At 62.3% G+C, this 16,030-nt stretch carries 15 protein-coding genes; all 15 read right to left on the bottom strand.

Annotated elements, in window-relative coordinates:
* Window positions 1-10 precede the first annotated feature (10 nt).
* On the bottom strand, window positions 11-2,395 hold the full coding sequence (locus tag ACN9MB_RS10750) for a GH92 family glycosyl hydrolase (protein WP_426271812.1): 2,385 nt from the start codon (window positions 2,393-2,395) through the stop codon (window positions 11-13).
* A 142-nt stretch (window positions 2,396-2,537) separates the two neighbouring features.
* A complete protein-coding gene (locus ACN9MB_RS10745) occupies window positions 2,538-5,711 on the bottom strand; it encodes a TonB-dependent receptor (protein ID WP_426271811.1) in 3,174 nt (1,057 codons plus the stop codon).
* 714 nt (window positions 5,712-6,425) lie between these two features.
* On the bottom strand, window positions 6,426-7,127 hold the full coding sequence (locus ACN9MB_RS10740) for a sigma-70 family RNA polymerase sigma factor (RefSeq protein ID WP_426271810.1): 702 nt from the start codon (window positions 7,125-7,127) through the stop codon (window positions 6,426-6,428).
* Between the two features lie 12 nt (window positions 7,128-7,139).
* A complete protein-coding gene (gene fliP, locus ACN9MB_RS10735) occupies window positions 7,140-7,877 on the bottom strand; it encodes a flagellar type III secretion system pore protein FliP (protein ID WP_426271809.1) in 738 nt (245 codons plus the stop codon).
* On the bottom strand, window positions 7,874-8,257 hold the full coding sequence (locus tag ACN9MB_RS10730; RefSeq protein WP_426271808.1) for a hypothetical protein: 384 nt from the start codon (window positions 8,255-8,257) through the stop codon (window positions 7,874-7,876). Before ACN9MB_RS10730 ends, fliP begins: the two co-directional genes overlap by 4 nt.
* Window position 8,258: 1 nt before the next feature.
* On the bottom strand, window positions 8,259-8,564 hold the full coding sequence (locus ACN9MB_RS10725; RefSeq protein ID WP_426271807.1) for a FliM/FliN family flagellar motor switch protein: 306 nt from the start codon (window positions 8,562-8,564) through the stop codon (window positions 8,259-8,261).
* Between the two features lie 12 nt (window positions 8,565-8,576).
* Window positions 8,577-9,326, bottom strand: coding sequence for a FliM/FliN family flagellar motor C-terminal domain-containing protein (locus ACN9MB_RS10720; RefSeq protein WP_426271806.1), 750 nt, complete (start codon window positions 9,324-9,326; stop codon window positions 8,577-8,579).
* Entirely contained in the window at window positions 9,326-10,498 is a 1,173-nt protein-coding gene (locus ACN9MB_RS10715; RefSeq protein ID WP_426271805.1) for a flagellar hook protein FlgE, read from the bottom strand. The genes ACN9MB_RS10720 and ACN9MB_RS10715 overlap by 1 nt, the downstream gene beginning before the upstream one ends.
* Window positions 10,499-10,508: 10 nt before the next feature.
* Window positions 10,509-10,928: a flagellar hook capping FlgD N-terminal domain-containing protein gene (locus ACN9MB_RS10710; protein WP_426271804.1), complete on the bottom strand. Its 420-nt coding sequence runs from the start codon at window positions 10,926-10,928 to the stop codon at window positions 10,509-10,511.
* Between the two features lie 10 nt (window positions 10,929-10,938).
* On the bottom strand, window positions 10,939-11,736 hold the full coding sequence (locus ACN9MB_RS10705) for a hypothetical protein (protein ID WP_426271803.1): 798 nt from the start codon (window positions 11,734-11,736) through the stop codon (window positions 10,939-10,941).
* On the bottom strand, window positions 11,736-12,185 hold the full coding sequence (locus tag ACN9MB_RS10700; protein WP_426271802.1) for a hypothetical protein: 450 nt from the start codon (window positions 12,183-12,185) through the stop codon (window positions 11,736-11,738). The genes ACN9MB_RS10705 and ACN9MB_RS10700 overlap by 1 nt, the downstream gene beginning before the upstream one ends.
* A complete protein-coding gene (locus ACN9MB_RS10695; protein ID WP_426271801.1) occupies window positions 12,182-13,492 on the bottom strand; it encodes a FliI/YscN family ATPase in 1,311 nt (436 codons plus the stop codon). The genes ACN9MB_RS10700 and ACN9MB_RS10695 overlap by 4 nt, the downstream gene beginning before the upstream one ends.
* A gap of 14 nt (window positions 13,493-13,506) precedes the next feature.
* Window positions 13,507-14,139 (bottom strand): hypothetical protein, encoded by a 633-nt coding sequence (locus tag ACN9MB_RS10690; protein WP_426271800.1) that lies wholly within the window; start codon window positions 14,137-14,139, stop codon window positions 13,507-13,509.
* Window positions 14,136-14,585, bottom strand: coding sequence for a hypothetical protein (locus tag ACN9MB_RS10685; RefSeq protein ID WP_426271799.1), 450 nt, complete (start codon window positions 14,583-14,585; stop codon window positions 14,136-14,138). Before ACN9MB_RS10685 ends, ACN9MB_RS10690 begins: the two co-directional genes overlap by 4 nt.
* A complete protein-coding gene (fliF, locus tag ACN9MB_RS10680) occupies window positions 14,582-15,991 on the bottom strand; it encodes a flagellar basal-body MS-ring/collar protein FliF (protein WP_426271798.1) in 1,410 nt (469 codons plus the stop codon). The genes ACN9MB_RS10685 and fliF overlap by 4 nt, the downstream gene beginning before the upstream one ends.
* Between the last annotated feature and the right edge of the window lie 39 nt (window positions 15,992-16,030).

The following is a 16,030-nucleotide window of genomic DNA, read 5'->3' as shown; positions in this document are numbered from 1 at the left end:
TTGCATTGCGTTACTGCGCTGCCGACATCGATGGCGGCGCATCGTGTGGATCGGCACCCCAGGCTTTGTTGGGCGCGGGCCCCATGGTGAGCTCGAGCGTGGCGCCGTTGGCGATATCGGCATGGCTGAACCAGGATTTGTTCCACGGCTTGCCGTTGAGTGTGGCCGACTGGATGTAGATGTTCTGTGCCGAGTTGTTGCGTGCCACGACCTCGAACACCTTGCCGTTGCCCATCTGCAGGCGGACGCGGTCGAAGATCGGGCTGCCGATGATGTAGTCGGGCGTGGAGGGATCGACCGGATAGAAGCCCATCGCGCTCAGCACGTACCACGACGAGGTCGAGCCCTGGTCGTCCATGCCGGGATAGCCGTAGCCGCTGGCGTCGCTGCCATACATGTCGGCGAGGATACGGCGGGTCAATGCCTGCGTCTTCCACGGCTGACCGCCCCAGGCGTAGAGATAGGCCGCCTGTTGATCGGGCTGATTGCCTTGCACGTACTCGCCGATCAGGCCGGTGCAATCGCGGCAGATGCCCTTGGCGGTATACGGCGTGGAGAAGAACTTGTCGAGCTTGGCGTTGAACGCATCGCGCCCACCGAGCAGGTTCGCCAGGCCCTGCACATCGTGCGGCACCAGCCACAGCGTGGACCAGCCCGACGCCTCCTTCATCATGAAGTTGTAGTACGGCTCGCCCGGATCGAACGGCGAAATCCACTTGCCGTCTTCCGTGCGGCCGCGCACGAAACCAACCGACGGGTCGAACACGTTGCGGTAGTTCGCCGCGCGTTGCGTGAACATCTTCGCATCGTCGGTCTTGCCGAGGCGCCGCGCGACATCCGCCAGGGCATGATCGTCCCACGCATATTCCAGCGTGGTGGCGGCACCGGCCTTGCCGCCCGCATAAGGCGGACTCGGATTGCCCGGCGGCACGATGTCCGAGATCCAGCCGTTCTTCATGTATTCGGCGAGATAGCCGCGCGGACCCTTGGGGTCGGTGGCGTTCTTGCGCAGATACTCATAGGCGGCGGCGTAATCGAACTCGATGCCGCGTTGCCACGCGCCGTCATAGAGGAACACCGCATGATCGCCGTGGAACGAGGTGTGCATGTAGCCGCGTTCGCGTGCGCGATCCAGTTCGGACCGCATGATGTCCTGGATCACCTTCGGTTCCAGCAACATCAGCAGGGTGATCTGGTTGCGCCCGGTATCCCAGAACGGCACCGGGCCGTAGCGGTCGTAACTGGCGACCTGGACCTTGCCGTCCGCACCGGCGAAGTGATCGCCCTTGCGCGCGACCAGGCGCGGGCTGGCGAACGAGTGATACAGCGTCGAGTAGAAAAGCATGCGCTGCTTGGGCGTGCCGCCGGTCACTTCGACACGGTCGAACAGCTTGGCCCACGCGGCGCGTGCCTGTGCGTGCACGCGATCGAAATTACCGTCCGCATCTTCGTCGCGCAGCCGTTGTTGGGCTTCCTCGGCGCTGTGGCCATGGGCGATCTTCACCAGCACCTGTTCGCCGGCCTTGGTGTCGAAGGTGACATAGGCGCCTGCGTAGCTGCCGGAAATGGTGCGACGCGCGGCCTGCACGTCGGCATCGCCAATGCCGTAGCCTTCGTGCTCATGATCCGCGTGGAAAGTGCCGAACGCGGTGAACGGTCGCGAGAATTCGGCCACGAACCACGGGCCCTCCGATTCCTCATCCTGACGCCCGCTGCCAGTGGTGACACCGCGAATGGTGCGGTCGCCGACCACTTCGACATCGCCGCCCCGCCGACGCAAGTTGACGATCACGTTCGAGCGATGGCTGGCCGGGAAGGTGAAGCGCATCAGGCTGGTGCGCTGGGTGGCGGTCAGTTCGACGCGCGTGTGGAAGGTCGCCAGATCCACCGAGTAATAGCCCGGCGAGGCCTTCTCACTGGCCTTGTCGTAATAGGACTGCGAGTAATCCGGCGGCACCGTCCAGTCGCCGACCACCGGCATGATCATCGGTGCGGCGCGGCCGCCGTAGGTCGAGCCGCCACCGGTGAAACCGATCATGGTGGGATTGGTGTAGTAGTACGACATGCCGACGCCCGCGGGATAGCTGAGGTCGACATTGAGATTTACCGGTGTCGCTTCGGTCGCGCTTTGCGGCAGGGTCGCGCCGGGCGACGTCATGCCGGAGTACAGCGGCTCACCCGGCGGCGGCGAGTTGCCGATCAGTTCCTGCCGATCCAGCGGCGCGGTACCAACCAGGGGATTGGCTTCGTCCAAGGAAGAAGCAGGCTTGCCGCTTTGCGCATGACCTGCGCCGGTGCAGCCGATGGCAAACACCGAGACCGCCATGGCGGCGACGGCGTAGCGTTGAACGATCGCCGAAGCGCGACGACGAAGACCTGCGAGAGACAGCTTCATAGTGGATTCCCGAGCGCTGGGGAGGCGCATCCATGTCGAGTCAGGCAACTGCCCTTCCGCTTCGCCCGCAAGGAGAAGCGGAAGGGCCGTGGATAATGCGGTCGCGAGGCCGGGCACGCGGCCCGGCCTCGCCATGACACGATCAACCGCCGTCGCCGAACTTGTAGGTCAGGCCAACGTAGTACTGGCGGCCGGCATATTCGAGCTGATACAGGCGCGCCGTGGTATCGCCACCCAGGTACTGGCGGGGCGTGGACTTGGTCAGATTGATGATCGACGCCGTCACCATCAGGTGCTTGGTGAACTCGTAGTCGCCGTTCAAGTCGATCTGGTTGTACGGCTCCGTGTAGATCGGCAGGCCGGACGACAGACCCTGCATGGTGCGGCCCGTCCAGTTGCTGGTGGCACGCAGCAGCAGGCCGTTCTTTTCATAGAACAGCGAGATGTTCGCCGCGTACTTGGCGCTGCCGATCAGTTCCGACTTGCCCACCTGCGTATCGCCCAGCGAGACCGGCGTTTCGTTGGTCTTGTTGAGCGTGTAGTTGGCGATATAGCCAAAGCCCATGTCGAACGTATGTTGCGTGTACAACTCCACGCCCTTGGAGGTGCCGGAGCGGCCGTTGGCGTTGGTGCTGTACTGCATGAACGGCGTCGGCGTGCCGTTGACGTCCACCGTCATGTTGTTGACGGTCACCGGCACGACGAAGTTCTTCACCTTCTTCTGGAACAGATCGACGCCCACCACCGATTCGGGCGCGTAGTACCACTCGCCTGCCAGGTCGAACTGGGTCGCCGTGAACGGCTTCAGGTCCGGATTCGCGCCGCTGCCGTACCAGCCCGGAAGCGGTGCACCGAACTGCTTGCGGTCGTTGTAATACTCCTGCGTGTTGTTGGTGAGGCTGCCCAGCTGGGCCAGGTCGGTGTAGTTGGCGCGGGCCAGCGCCTGCGAGCCCGCGGCGCGCAGCACGAAGTTGTCCGCCACGGTCCAGGCCACGTTGAAGCTCGGCAGCAACTTGTTGTACTGCTTGTGCGACGAGGCGTTGGAGAACGTCTCGATCACCGACTGCTCGCGCGGCAGATACTGGAAGTCGCCCGGTGCGCACGGGCCGCCAGCAACGTTCAAACCCGTCGCCGGACAGATCAGGATATTGCCGCCGCCATCGTGGTAGTACACCGCGTTGTTGGTGGTGATCTCATCGGCGACGGTGAGGTCCTGCTTGGTGCTGACGAAGCGCAGACCCACGTTGCCGCGCAGCGAGCCGGTGTCGAAGTTCGCCTGCACGTACGCTGCCGAGATCTTTTCCTGGATCGACGACTTGTCTTCCGGATGGTTGAACAGCACCCGGTCATAGGTGTTGTTGAGGTAGTTGTAGTAGGCCGGGAAATTGATCGCCGGGAAGATGCTGTCGTTATACGCCTCGGTGTTGCCGTCCATCGAGCCGGGCTGCAGGAAGCCCGCCGGCAACTGGCCGGCATTGGGATCGCAGGTCTGGAACTGCAGCTGCGTGCCCTTGCAGTACCAGCGCAGTTCGTTGTTCTGCTGCTCGGCGTGGTTGTCGCGGTACTTCACGCCGAACTGCAGCGACTGCATCCAGCTGTCTTCGAAGGCCCAGGTGAAATCGGCCTGCGCGAAGTTCTGCGAGGTGCTGGTGTTGACCATGTTCGAACCGGTCGAGCCCAGATCGACCTGGCCCTCGCCTGCCAGCATGTTGCGCAGCACGTCGGGCGAGGCGTTGAGCGTCGGCTTGCCGTTCAAGGTCCACGACGCGCCGTTGCTGCCATCCACCCACTGGCCGTTGACGAAATTGCGCGGCTTGGCGGCCATGCCCAATTCCACCGACGGACCACCGGTGGCCCAGGTGCGGCCCACGTTGAACGAACCGCTGAGCGCGCCGCCGTTATCCCATTCGCCTTCCAGGTTGATGGTCTGCGAGGTGGCCTTCTCGACCGAGTAATTGCCGGTGGTCCACGGAATTTCGGTGGAGCACACATCCACCGGCTGGCGTGCCGCGCCGGTGACTGGGTTGGTCAGCGAATTACAACCGGTGCCGGCCGGCGGCAGCACATAGTTGGCGCCGGTGACGACGGTATGCGACGGATCGAAGGTCAAACCATTGGGCGCGAGCAGACGGCCCTGCTGATTGGCGTAGGTGTCGGTGGGCAGGCCCCATTCCGGCACTTCCAGCGTATTGGTGATCTGCGTCTGCTGGCGCTGGAAGCGGAAGTAGTTGCCGGTCATCAGGAAATGATCGGTGGGCTTGAACTGCATGGTGGCCTGCGCACCCTTGGTGGTCAGGTCCAGCTGGTTGCGGCTGGTCGCGAACTGCTGCGGCATCCAGTAGCCCGAATAGCTCTTGCCGCCCTGGTCGGTGACGCCGCCGCCGGGCCACAGCGCCAGATTGGGCGCGACGTCCGCGCCGTATTGATGCCCGTGCACATCGGTCGGTTGCGCGGTGCACGTCGTGTAATCGGTACAGTCGTTCGACCACCAGTGCCAGCTCGACGCATTGGCCATGTAGTCGACGTCGCGGCGCTTCTGGTACGAGCCGGCGACCAGCACGCCAAAGGTCTCGTCCTTGTTCTTCCACGACCACAAGGCCGAGCCCTGCGGGGTGACCTTGCCGCTGTTGTCCGAGCCTGCCGCGTTGAGCGACACGAAGCCATCGTTCGCCTTCATTTCCAGCGGGCGGCGAGTGCGCAGATCGACATTGCCGCCAATGCCGCCTTCATCCAGGCGCGCTTCGAGACTCTTGTACAGCTTGATGTCGGAGAACATGTTGGCCGGCATCAGCGTGTAGTTGAACGAACGCGAGAGTCCGGCCGACGTATCGGCCGAGGCCACGTAGTTGCCGTTCAATTCGGTGAGCGTCAGCTCGGGCGCCAGGCCGCGAATACTCACCGTCTTGCCTTCGCCCGATTCGCGCGTAATCACCACGCCCGGCACATGCGCCAGCGCGTCGGCGATGTTCTTCGCCGGAAACTGCGCGATGTTCTGCGCGTTGATCACCTCGACGATGGAATTGGAATCGCGCTTGTCCTGCATGTTCTGGTCGACCGACTGGCGGAAGCTGGTGACGACGACCGCATCGAGGGTCTTGGCGTCTCCGCTTTTCTCCTTGTCGGTTTTCTTGTTCTGGTCGTCCTTGGTCGCCGCTGAGCCATTGGCCGCCTGCGCGGGCGGCGGCGTTGCGGTCGGCGCCGCTGTCTGCGCGAACGCAGGCATGGATAGTCCAAGGCTGCCGCCCAACGACAAGGTCGCCATGGCGAGTGCGGCATACAACGGCTTGCGCGTGAACACGTGTGGCAGGTAAGTCATCTTTGTCGATTCCCCTACTTGATATGCGCCCTCAAGGAGTTGGCGCGGTGATCCCCCGTTTGATCACTGCTGCAAATGCGCGATCGATCGCGCAGGCGTGCTCTCCCTCTCTCGAATTGAATCGATCCAAATTCTCGGAACAGACAGGCCATCGGCCCGTCAACAGCGAATGCTGCTAAGCCTCTTTGCGTTCCTGGAAAACTTCGGCGGTGTCCGCGCTAAAGCAGCACGTGCTCGACAAGGAGACTGCGGCGGCGGCGGCACAAGTCGCGGTCATGGATTCCCGCAGGCGCGGGCACATTAACGACACGGGACTTCGTGAGCACGGAAATGCGGGCGGTATGTGATGCCATGAGACGGCTTCTCTCCCTCAATCGGTTGGTGGGAGGTAGCGGCATGCCGGAACGCCCCTGAAGCGCGCCAGCTACCCCTCTCCTCCCAGCCCAAGCCCGAGTCCGCCAGTTCCTTCGCTTCCGCGAGATCACCAGTATCACCCGAGGCTTGGATCGATCTAATCCCCTGTGCGCCGCATTAAGACGCCGAAGCCGCAAGCTGTCACGCTGCGGCGCAAAAAAAAGCAGGGCGAAGGCGGTGCCGTTGGTCGTAGATGTAGGGTTCCGGCCCAAGGATGCGACGGATCTTGGCCGTTCCTGAGCGGGCTTTACCTTGATTTCGAGCAGCCGAACCTCCCACTCCGAGCTGGCTGCAGGTGCTTCAAGCCGACTCTGTCCAATGATCGCGGAGCAGGACTCTGAGGCGCCCAAGCGCCTGCTTGTGCAATTGGGAAACACGGCCTTTCGTGACGTTCAGTTCTTCGGCTATCTGGACGAAGGGAACGTGGTGGTAGTAATGCATGACGACGAGATGACGTTCTCTCTCCGGCAGCAATTTCACGAACTCGGCGACCAATACCTCTCTTTCATGTTCTTCGATGGCCGCGTATGCGTCGGAGTGGGACGTGGGCGATGGAAGCGATTGCGCATCCAGCAGAAAGCCCAAGCCGAGCCCCACTGCCGTCGCCACAAAGGCCTCGAACGGATCGTCGGACGAGTCTGCCTGCATGGACGCGGCACGTTCGCGAACAGTGCGCTGGGCTTCGTCCTTGTCGTCGGCGCGTCCGGAACGATGCAGCAGCTGCCGCAATCCGTTGAAAACGGAACCACGTATGCGGAACTTGGCGTAGGGCTGAAAATCAATGCCCCGAGCGGGGTCGAAGCGGTCAATGGACTCCAGCAGTCCGATCAACGCATTCTGTGCACAGTCTTCCCAAATGCTCGAAATGCCATAGATTCGGCAATACACGGATCGCGCCACCTGCCGCGCCCAGTCCGAGTGGCGCATGACAAGTTCACTTCTGGCATCGACGTCTTGATGGACCTTCCAGCGGTCCCATAGCTGACGTTCCTGCGCATCCAAGCCGCGATCCCCTCAGTGGTAGCTACTAAGGAGCGCTTGAGCCAAAAGTGCCCAGCCATTGACCAAGAGAAACAGCAGCAACTTGAGTGGAAGACTGATCGTCGTCGGCGGCAGCATGATCATGCCAAGCGCCATGAGGATGGCGGCGACCACCAGATCGATGAGAAGAAACGGCAGAAAAATCACAAAGCCAATTTGAAAGGCGGTTCGAAGCTCGCTCAGCATGAACGCGGGAATGAGCTGCAGTGCACCCACCTCGTCGATCGATTTCGGCATGGGAAGCTTCGCCATTTGCACCACGGCACGCAGGTCCTCTTCGCGAGTCTGTCGCACCATGAAATGCTTGAAAGGTTCGAACCCCTTGGCAACCGCCTCGTCTGCAGGAATCTCATGGCGGCTATAGGGATCGATGGCCGATTGCTTCGCCGCCTCGAACACGGGATTCATCGAAAACAGCGTCAGGAAAATAGCGAGGGTCAGCAGCACACTGTTTGGCGGCGTTTGCTGCAGGCCAAGCGCACTCCTGAGCAACGACAACACCACGATGATCCGGGTAAAACTGGTGAGCGCAATCACCATCAGCGGCAGGAACGCCAGCGCGGAAAGCATGACGAACGACCGCAGCACCGGCGAGTAATCGTCATTCGCCAACCGGCTCAAGAGTCCGGGCATCGGCTCGCTATGGAGTACGCCGCTGGCAAGCGCACACGCCATCGCGCCGCCGACCATGCACCAGGAGCGATATGTCACTTCTTGCTCCCCTGCTCTTCGACGGCACGCAGTACCGGGTGAATCTGAGCTGTCGCGCCGCGAACCGACTCTACGACCAGAAATTCCTGCTCTCCCCGCGCAAGGACATGGACTGAGGTGAAAGCACTGACACGCCGGGATGCACGCAGCGACAACTCCGAACGATCCCCTTGAACGCCCGCAGACCGAAACATCGCGCCACCCAGCCAACCCTTCTTGCGCGCCACTTGCAACGCGACAATCAGCGCAACAAGCAGCAGCGACACGGCGAGCATGGCTAGCACGAACCGATCCGTCGAGACGGCCGATTCCGTGCGAAAAGGCAGTCCTGACGGCGCAGTTTGCGCGAGGGCCAGCGCGATGCTTTCGCCCAGCAACATGTCAGAGGATCTCCGAGATCTTCACGCCAAACTGGTCGCCAACGGCAACCAGATGTCCCTTCGCGATGACTTTTCCGTCCAGGCGAATCGACACGGGCTCATCCATGGCGCAGTCCAGCGTCAGGAGATCGCCCTTGACCACGGAAAAGAGCCGATCGACCGATACGTTCGCATGGCCAACCACGGCCTCAAGCTTGACGTTGACATGACCCAGCAAGGAGAGATTGCGCTTGATGAGAGGTGCCGTTTCTTGAGCTTCGCTCTTGCCCGTGGCGGGGTTGGCAGCCGTAGCGACTTCTTCGTTCATAAGTATTCGTGCTCAGAGGGAATGGGTAAGCGTGACGGCGCGGGAGGAATCCCGTTCGCCCAGTGTCGCGAAGGCGATGGAGTGACCATCGACGAGGCGTATCTCGACAGGCGCGGAAAGCAGTGCATCGCCTACCAGCACCTCTCCGACGCGGAGATCATCCAGCTGCGAAAGCGATGCGCTGCCCAAAGGAATGCACACCTCCAGGCTGACGTCCACACCGTTCATCGCCTGTGCGCGTGGTGCCAACGCGGCTTTTTCCGGGCTCTTTACAGGCACCAGCAGGTCAACGACAGCCCTGTCCATGGCGAGGGCGAACGTAAATCTGCCTAGCGATACCGTCGCCATGTAGGCGCCAAGCTCCAGCCTATGGCAGGCATCAAGCGGGCTTTCGCCTTCGGAAAGGTTGCCAAGAGGCGCCTGTGCGCGACGCGACAAGCGAAGAGCCAGATCCGCCAGCGCACGGTGGCCAATGCGTGAGGCGAGCAAGGACGAGTCGTCCCCGGCGTGCGCCGAGAGATAGCTTCCCAGCGCCGCTTCGCCACGATGCGAGAGTAGCTCGAGCGTTCCCGCCCCCAGGCGCCATGTTGCGGGCGGTTCCTTGGCGGGCACCCACGCATCAAGTGGATATACGTCAATGGCCGCCGACGAATGCTCCATCCACCAGTCGCGCGACCATTCGGAGACGTCGCGAACCAGCAGCGCATGCAATTCGATGCGCCGGGATTCGCCAAGCCAGCCAAAACGAGGAGCGTCAATCATCAGCCACCCCGCGTCGAGTCATACAGCTGCTGAAGCATGTCGCTCGATACCGTCATGACCCTGGAGCTGGCTTGGTAGCCTCGCTGGATCACGATCATGTCGGCCAGCTCCTGGGTCAGGTCGACGTTGGACATCTCCAGGCTTCCGCCATCGATCTTGCCGAACACCGTCGAACTGGGCCTGCCGACCTGGGCTGTCTGGGTCAGCGGTTGCAGATAGAGATTTCCCTGGATCATCTGCAGGTTCGATTCGTCCTGGAACGAGGCCAGCGCGAGCTGCGGACCGGCCTTTGTTTCGCCATCGGAATAGGTGAGCTGCAGGGTACCGGTGGTGTCGAAGCTCTCCGAGGAGAGCCCGACAACGCCATGTCCGTCCTTGACCTGTGCGGCAAGTGTTGACGGATTCCCCAAGAAGGCCGTGGTGCCTGACAACCCGCCCGCCGTACCGAAATTGAACGTGAGCGCCTGAGCTGTCGGCCCCCAATTGGCACTCGCAGTCACGGTGGTATATCCGGGTTGCAGGGTGCCGTCGGTCGCGAAGCGGATTTCGCCACTTCCCAGGGTCGCACCGCTGGCGTCAGTCACACTCACGTTCCAGCTGCCCGTGCTGGGCGTCGCTGTAGTGTTGCTGGTAAGCGCCACGGTCAGAACGTGCGCGTTGCCCTCGGCGTCATATACGGTCACATTGTTCACCGTATCCGATGGGCTGCTCGGATCGACGTTGCCAGTCATGGAGATGCTGGTAGTTGCCTGCGCCGGCAGTTTTTCCACCGACGAGATGTCGATGGGGCCATAGCTGCCGTCCGTGGCATACCCTTGAACCACGTACTTGTTGACGGAATCGATCAACTGCCCCTGCTCGTTGAATTCGAACTGCCCCGAGCGGGTGTAGTAAGTGTTGCCCTGTGCATCCTGCAAGATGAAAAAACCCTTGCCATCGATCGCCACATCGGTGCTGGTGCTGGTTTGTTGGATCTGCCCCTCGCTGAGGTTGTAGCCGGTACCGGCGACCTTCGACCCATCGTCGTCGAGCACGTTCTCCATGAACGAGTCGCTGCCGCGGAAACCCGGCGTGTTCATGTTGCTGACGTTGTTGCTGATCGTGTTCAACGTCTGCGAGAAACTGAAAAGTCCCGACACACTGTTGTATAGCGCTTGCATGATGCTGGGCATGGCTCAAGCCTCAAGGAGTGACGAGCTGGATCTGGGACAAGCCGACATTCGTGATGACATTGCTTGTGCCAGTGGAAATGGTCATCTGCACGCCGTTGCTGGTGTACTGGATGCCGGTGACCTTGCCCGTGGTGGTCGATCCGTCCGCGTTGGCTACCTGGACGGTATGGGACAACAGGCCAAGCGACTGATCGGATGAGTCGAGGGTGAGCAGATTATTGATGCCGCTCACCTCTTCGCTCTGTTGCTCGATGCTCACGAACTGGGCCAGCTGGGTAAGGAACTGGCTGTTGTCGAGCGGCTGCATGGGATCCTGGAATTGCAACTCGCTGACAAAGAGCTTGATGAAGTCCTGCTCGTTGATTCCCGAGTTCGACAACGTCGACGGATCAGTTGTATTCAAAGCATTGCCGATGGCTTGGACGGTCATGCGGATCTCCTTAATCGACGTCCATGGACGACCAGACTTCGTGGCCATTCCAGATGATGCTGTGCAGAGCCATGCCCTGCCCCTTCAGCTGCTGGGCGAGGCTTTTCGCCAGCTGGCGGGCCTCGTCCGTGGAAACGGTGTAGTCGCGCAACCATGCCGTGTGTTTGCCATCGGGCCGTGCGAATAGGCGGAATGCGCGCTGCTGCCAGGTGACTTCGCGCCACGTGGAAGCACCGGACAATGGCGCTGCCACAGACTCGATGTCGGTCGATGCGTTCGTAGCGATCTCGGGCGCGGCGGCAATCGCCACGCCAAGGGTGTCTGCGGCCAGCCCAGGAGCATCTTCCTGCGCCGCAGTTGTGTCTTCAGGCGGATCCAGAGAAGCCGGAACCTCCTCGGCCTGCATCGCGTCCGCCTCCGATCGAGACGTTGACGGTTCGCTGTTTGCGGAGGCGAGCCGGTATTCGGACAAATAGCCGGACGCCTGGAGATGCAAGCCAAAAACGCGGGCGGAGAGGACCTGCTCGACAGTGGCGATGGCCGACAAGGCGCGCGTATCGCTGACCGCAAGCGGGTCTAGTGAGCTTGCACTCTCATCCGATGTGGCCGAAGGCGTGCCGGGGAGCGTCTCGCTCGTTGATGCCTCTCTCGCTTGGCCAGCCCTTCCCTGAGGCGCGTCGTCATGGGGCGACTTTGCCGCCCCTCGCGGCACGTCCTTGTTCAACTCGTCGGCAAAATCGCTGGAATTCGCTGGCGACGGGGGCCTTTGCGTACGTCCCTGGATGCCCAGGATTGAAGACGTATCCATTACGACTCCTTCCGATGAAGCATCCAAAGGTCGAGTGAATCCGCCAGCAGCCGGTCCTGTGCACCGAGAACCACCTCATGGCGGCGGAGCTGAAGTTCTTCCTCTACGCCATCGGCAAAGCGTTGCTTCGAAGCGGCCACCAGGCTCCGTGCCCTCTGTTCGTCCTGTGTCTCATGCCAGGCATCGATGGCCGTTTCGTGCCGCGTTTCCAGCGAGGCGTGGAGATCGGTCAGCAGCCAATACCCGGTGAGTTGAAGGCTGCCATCCTCATGAATGCAACGGGCTCGTGCGTTCAACGCGGCCGCACAAAGCGATGCCGCCTGTTCAACCTCGTCCGATGCGGCCTGTTCGGCTCGGCTCGCCGAGGCAAGCGCCAACGCAGCCTGTGCCGCCTTGACGCGGGAGATTCGATGCAGAACAGCATAGGAGCGAACCGAGTGCTTGCTCACGCGAGTTCCCCCGAAACCAGGTCACGCAGCATCCGCATGCTAGATTCGCGCGTACTGCGCTCACCGGGGGACTGACGAATGAAGTCGGTGATCCGAGGTTGACACCGCAGGGCTTCATCCAGCGCAGGATTCGTGCCCGCCTGATAGGCGCCCATCTCCACCAGATCCCGCGACGACTCATAGACCGCCACCATGGCGCGCGTCTGCCGCATCAATGTCAGATCGTCCGCCAGGCAGATCTTTGACTGGAGCCGACTGATGCTTGAAAGCACATCGATCGCCGGCAACTGACCGCGCGCCGCCAGATCGCGTGACAACACGATATGGCCGTCCAGAATGGCACGCATGTGGTCGGCGACGGGTTCGTTCATGTCGTCGCCTTCGACCAGCACGCTGTACACCGCAGTAATGGTTCCGGCCCCCTTCAGACTGCCTCCCCGCTCCAGTATTTGGGGAAGTAGATTGAACACCGACGGTGGATAGCCGCGGGATGTGGGCGGTTCCCCCGTGGCCAGACCCACTTCGCGTTGCGCCATCGCAAAGCGCGTGATCGAATCGATGACGAGCAGGACATCCAGCCCCTGCTCCCGGAAGTGTTCGGCGACGGCGTGCGCTGCATGCACGGCGTGTGTGCGCGTGAGCGCCGGCTGATCGGCGGTGGCGACGATCAGTACGGAGCGTTCACGTCCTTCCTTGCTCAGTGCATCCTGCAGGAAATCGGCAACTTCGCGACCGCGTTCGCCGATCAAGCCCACCACGATGACGTCGGCGCGGACATGTCCTGCGAGCATCCCCAGCAAGGTACTTTTGCCGACGCCGCTGCCTGCGAATATGCCTACGCGCTGGCCCTTCGCCAGTGGCACCAAACCATCGATGGCCTTGACGCCGGTCTCCAGCCCTTCGGTCAAAGGTGCGCGGGCCATGGGGTTGATGGCCACGCCGTGGATGTCCTTTTCGGCATCGGCCCGGATCGGCGGCTTGCCGTCCAGCGGGGCACCAAAGGCATCCAGCACGCGTCCGATCATGTCCTTGCCAACGGGAATGCGGGCGCGACGCCCCAATGCTTCCACCGTCGCGCCAATCGACATGCCACGTAGATGTCCAAACGGCATCAGCAGTACCCGGCCATCGCGGAATCCCACCACCTCGGCCAGGACCGGATCTTCCGACCCGTGACAGGAAAGCTGGCAAAGCTCACCGATGACCGCATCAGGGCCTTGCGCTTCGATCACCAGTCCGTTGAATGCGACCAGACAACCGAGCCGCCGCACCGACGGCGCTGCATCCAGTGCGGCCTTGAATGCCATTGCAGCGGCGCCACTCACGAAGCCATCCCCTCGAGTGCTTCAAGCATCGCGCGATGAACGACGTCCAATCGCTCCTTGATGGACGTCTCGATGCGGCCCCGCGCCGTCATCAGCGCACACGATCCAGGCAGCATGCCTGCGCCGGCCTCGATGCGAACGCCGTTGATCTGTTGGGGAAGAAGCGCGAGATCAACCTCGGCAACCTGCAGGCACAAAGCGTCGCTACGGTATTCGTCGATGACTTGAGTCACCAGACGAGCCAACCTCTCGTCCGCGCCCATACCCTCGCCAAGCACCGCGCCGAGTGCGCGCAAGGCCATCTCGAACGTGTCCGTTTCCATGACGGCAGCACGGGCAAGCTCGGCGCCGGCAAGACTTGCCGCGAGTTCGCTCCATCGACTGCGCTCCTGCAGCAGCGATGCCTCTGCTTTCTCATGCCGGTCGCGCAGCTCGGCTTCCAGTTTCGCGAAGCGTGCCTCTGCCTCGCGCAAACCATCGGCCTCTCCAGCTTCGAATCCCTCGCGGTAGCCGTCTCCAAACCGAGCGGCATCGGTCTCGTCCGCAACGACGGCCGCGTGCGGCGACGCCATCGAAGGCAGCCGTGCGGCTTCCGACAAAGCTGCAGCATCGGACAGTCGCCGGATCATGCTGCGGTCGCCTCCGGCTCGCGAGCCATCGTGGCAAGCTCATCGGCCATACATCGGGCCAATGCGGGCGGGAATGTCGCGGGAAGAGAGTGAAGCTCGCTACGGATACCCATCGCGCGCTGGCGAAAGCAGGCGGCCAGATAGATCTCCGCATGATCGGGCGCCGTGGCCGCAATGATGCGTGCAGCCCAGGGTTCATCAAGCGCGTTGAGCGTACTGATGAGCAGATCCGGCGCCGGCACCTCTGCTGGCTTGCCCGCCTCGTGATCGTTGAGCAGATCGACGATCATGTCGGGTGCGGCCTTCATCAAAGGCTCGACCTCTGCGATAAGCGAATCCAGGGCGCTCACGCACGACGTAGGTAGTTGCGCGAGCAGCCAACGACGGTCCTTGGGATGCAGCGTCGCCAGATAGGCCGCGGCTTTGCGCATGCCCGACGCGCTCACGACTTCACCTCGGCGGAGGAAACCCACTGCCGAAGACGCTGCAGGGCTTCCTCACGTTCGGGTGCGGTCAGTCGCCGTTGACGAGCATTCGAACCAAAGGCCATCCATAGCGAAGCGATCAGCGCTACTCCGGCGCCGAGCGCGAGATACGCCCACAAAGGCAAACGCGCGCCTGCGCTCGCCGCGTCAGGCTGGCCGCGCTCCTCGACGGCGCCGTCGGCCGCACTTTCAAAGACAGGCGCCAGGTTACGCGGCTTCTCGACCGAGGCAACGGCCGGCGGTGCGATCGAGGCAATATCAACCTTGTCGCCGCGGCTGAGGTCCAGTCCAAGACCCGCGGAAACCACGTCCGATAGCTTCGACAGCTCCGTTTGGGGTACAGCGTCGGGCACCACGATGCCGACCGAGATGCGCTCGATGCGCCCAGGTGCCTGCTCGATTTCCTCCTGCTCGCGGCCGTGGGCGTACTCCACCTCGCGGTCACTGGTGGACGAGCCGGCCTTGGCATGATCGGGGTCGGAGTCATCGGCGGACCTTCCCGTCGAGCCGGTCTTCTCTCTCACCAGCAATCCGTTGCCGTCCTTGCCCTGCGCAATCAGGTGTTCACGGACCTGCTTTACATGGTCGTAGTTGACGCGGACATCCACCGACACGGTGAAATCGTCATTGGCCAGCACCCGGTGCAGAAGAGTGCCAACCTTCTGTCGCAATTGCAGCTCGAGTCGCGCCTGCTCGTCCATGCGTTCGCCCACCGCTGCCACGCCGTCTGCGCCATGGGCGGAGAGCACGGAGCCATTGCCATCCAACACCACCACCGCATCCGACGACAGCCCTTCCACCGCGGAGGCGAGCAGGCGCTGGATGCCCACGACTTGCCGTGCCTCGAGATGCTTTCCGGGCTTGATGGCAATCGTCACCGATGCCTTGGATGCATCGCCGTCGTGCGCAAACATGTCCTCACGACGTATGGTCAGGTGCACCCTCGACGAACTGACTTCGTCCATCGCGTCGATCGTGCGCTCCAGTTCACCCTGCAGGGCACGCTGAAAGTTCACGCGTTGCGCAAACTCGGTGACGCCGTAGTCCGAGTCCTTGAACAGCTCGAAACCCACGCTGCCGCCCTTGGGCACGCCTTGCGACACCAGCTTCATGCGGGTGTCGTAGACCACGTTCTCGGGCACGAGAATCGAATGGCCGCCGTCGGCGATGTGATAGGGAACCTGCATCTGCCCAAGAGCAGCGGTGATCTCGGCCGCATCGGCTTCCTTGAGATCCCGGAACAGTACGCCATAGTCGGGGTGCGCGGCCCACCATGCGACCGCACCGCCCAGGCCGACGATGGCCAGCACCCCCAGCACAAAACCAAGACGAGCCCGGCGTGAAAGATTGGAAAGAAACTGCTGCATACCTGCTCCGGGTATAGGACTGCTGTCCTGCACGTGCTT

The organism is Dyella kyungheensis (assembly GCF_049913195.1).
GTDB lineage: Bacteria > Pseudomonadota > Gammaproteobacteria > Xanthomonadales > Rhodanobacteraceae > Dyella > Dyella kyungheensis.
The sequence above is the reverse complement of the archived record's forward strand: the minus strand, read 5'-3'. Positions and strand labels throughout refer to the sequence as shown.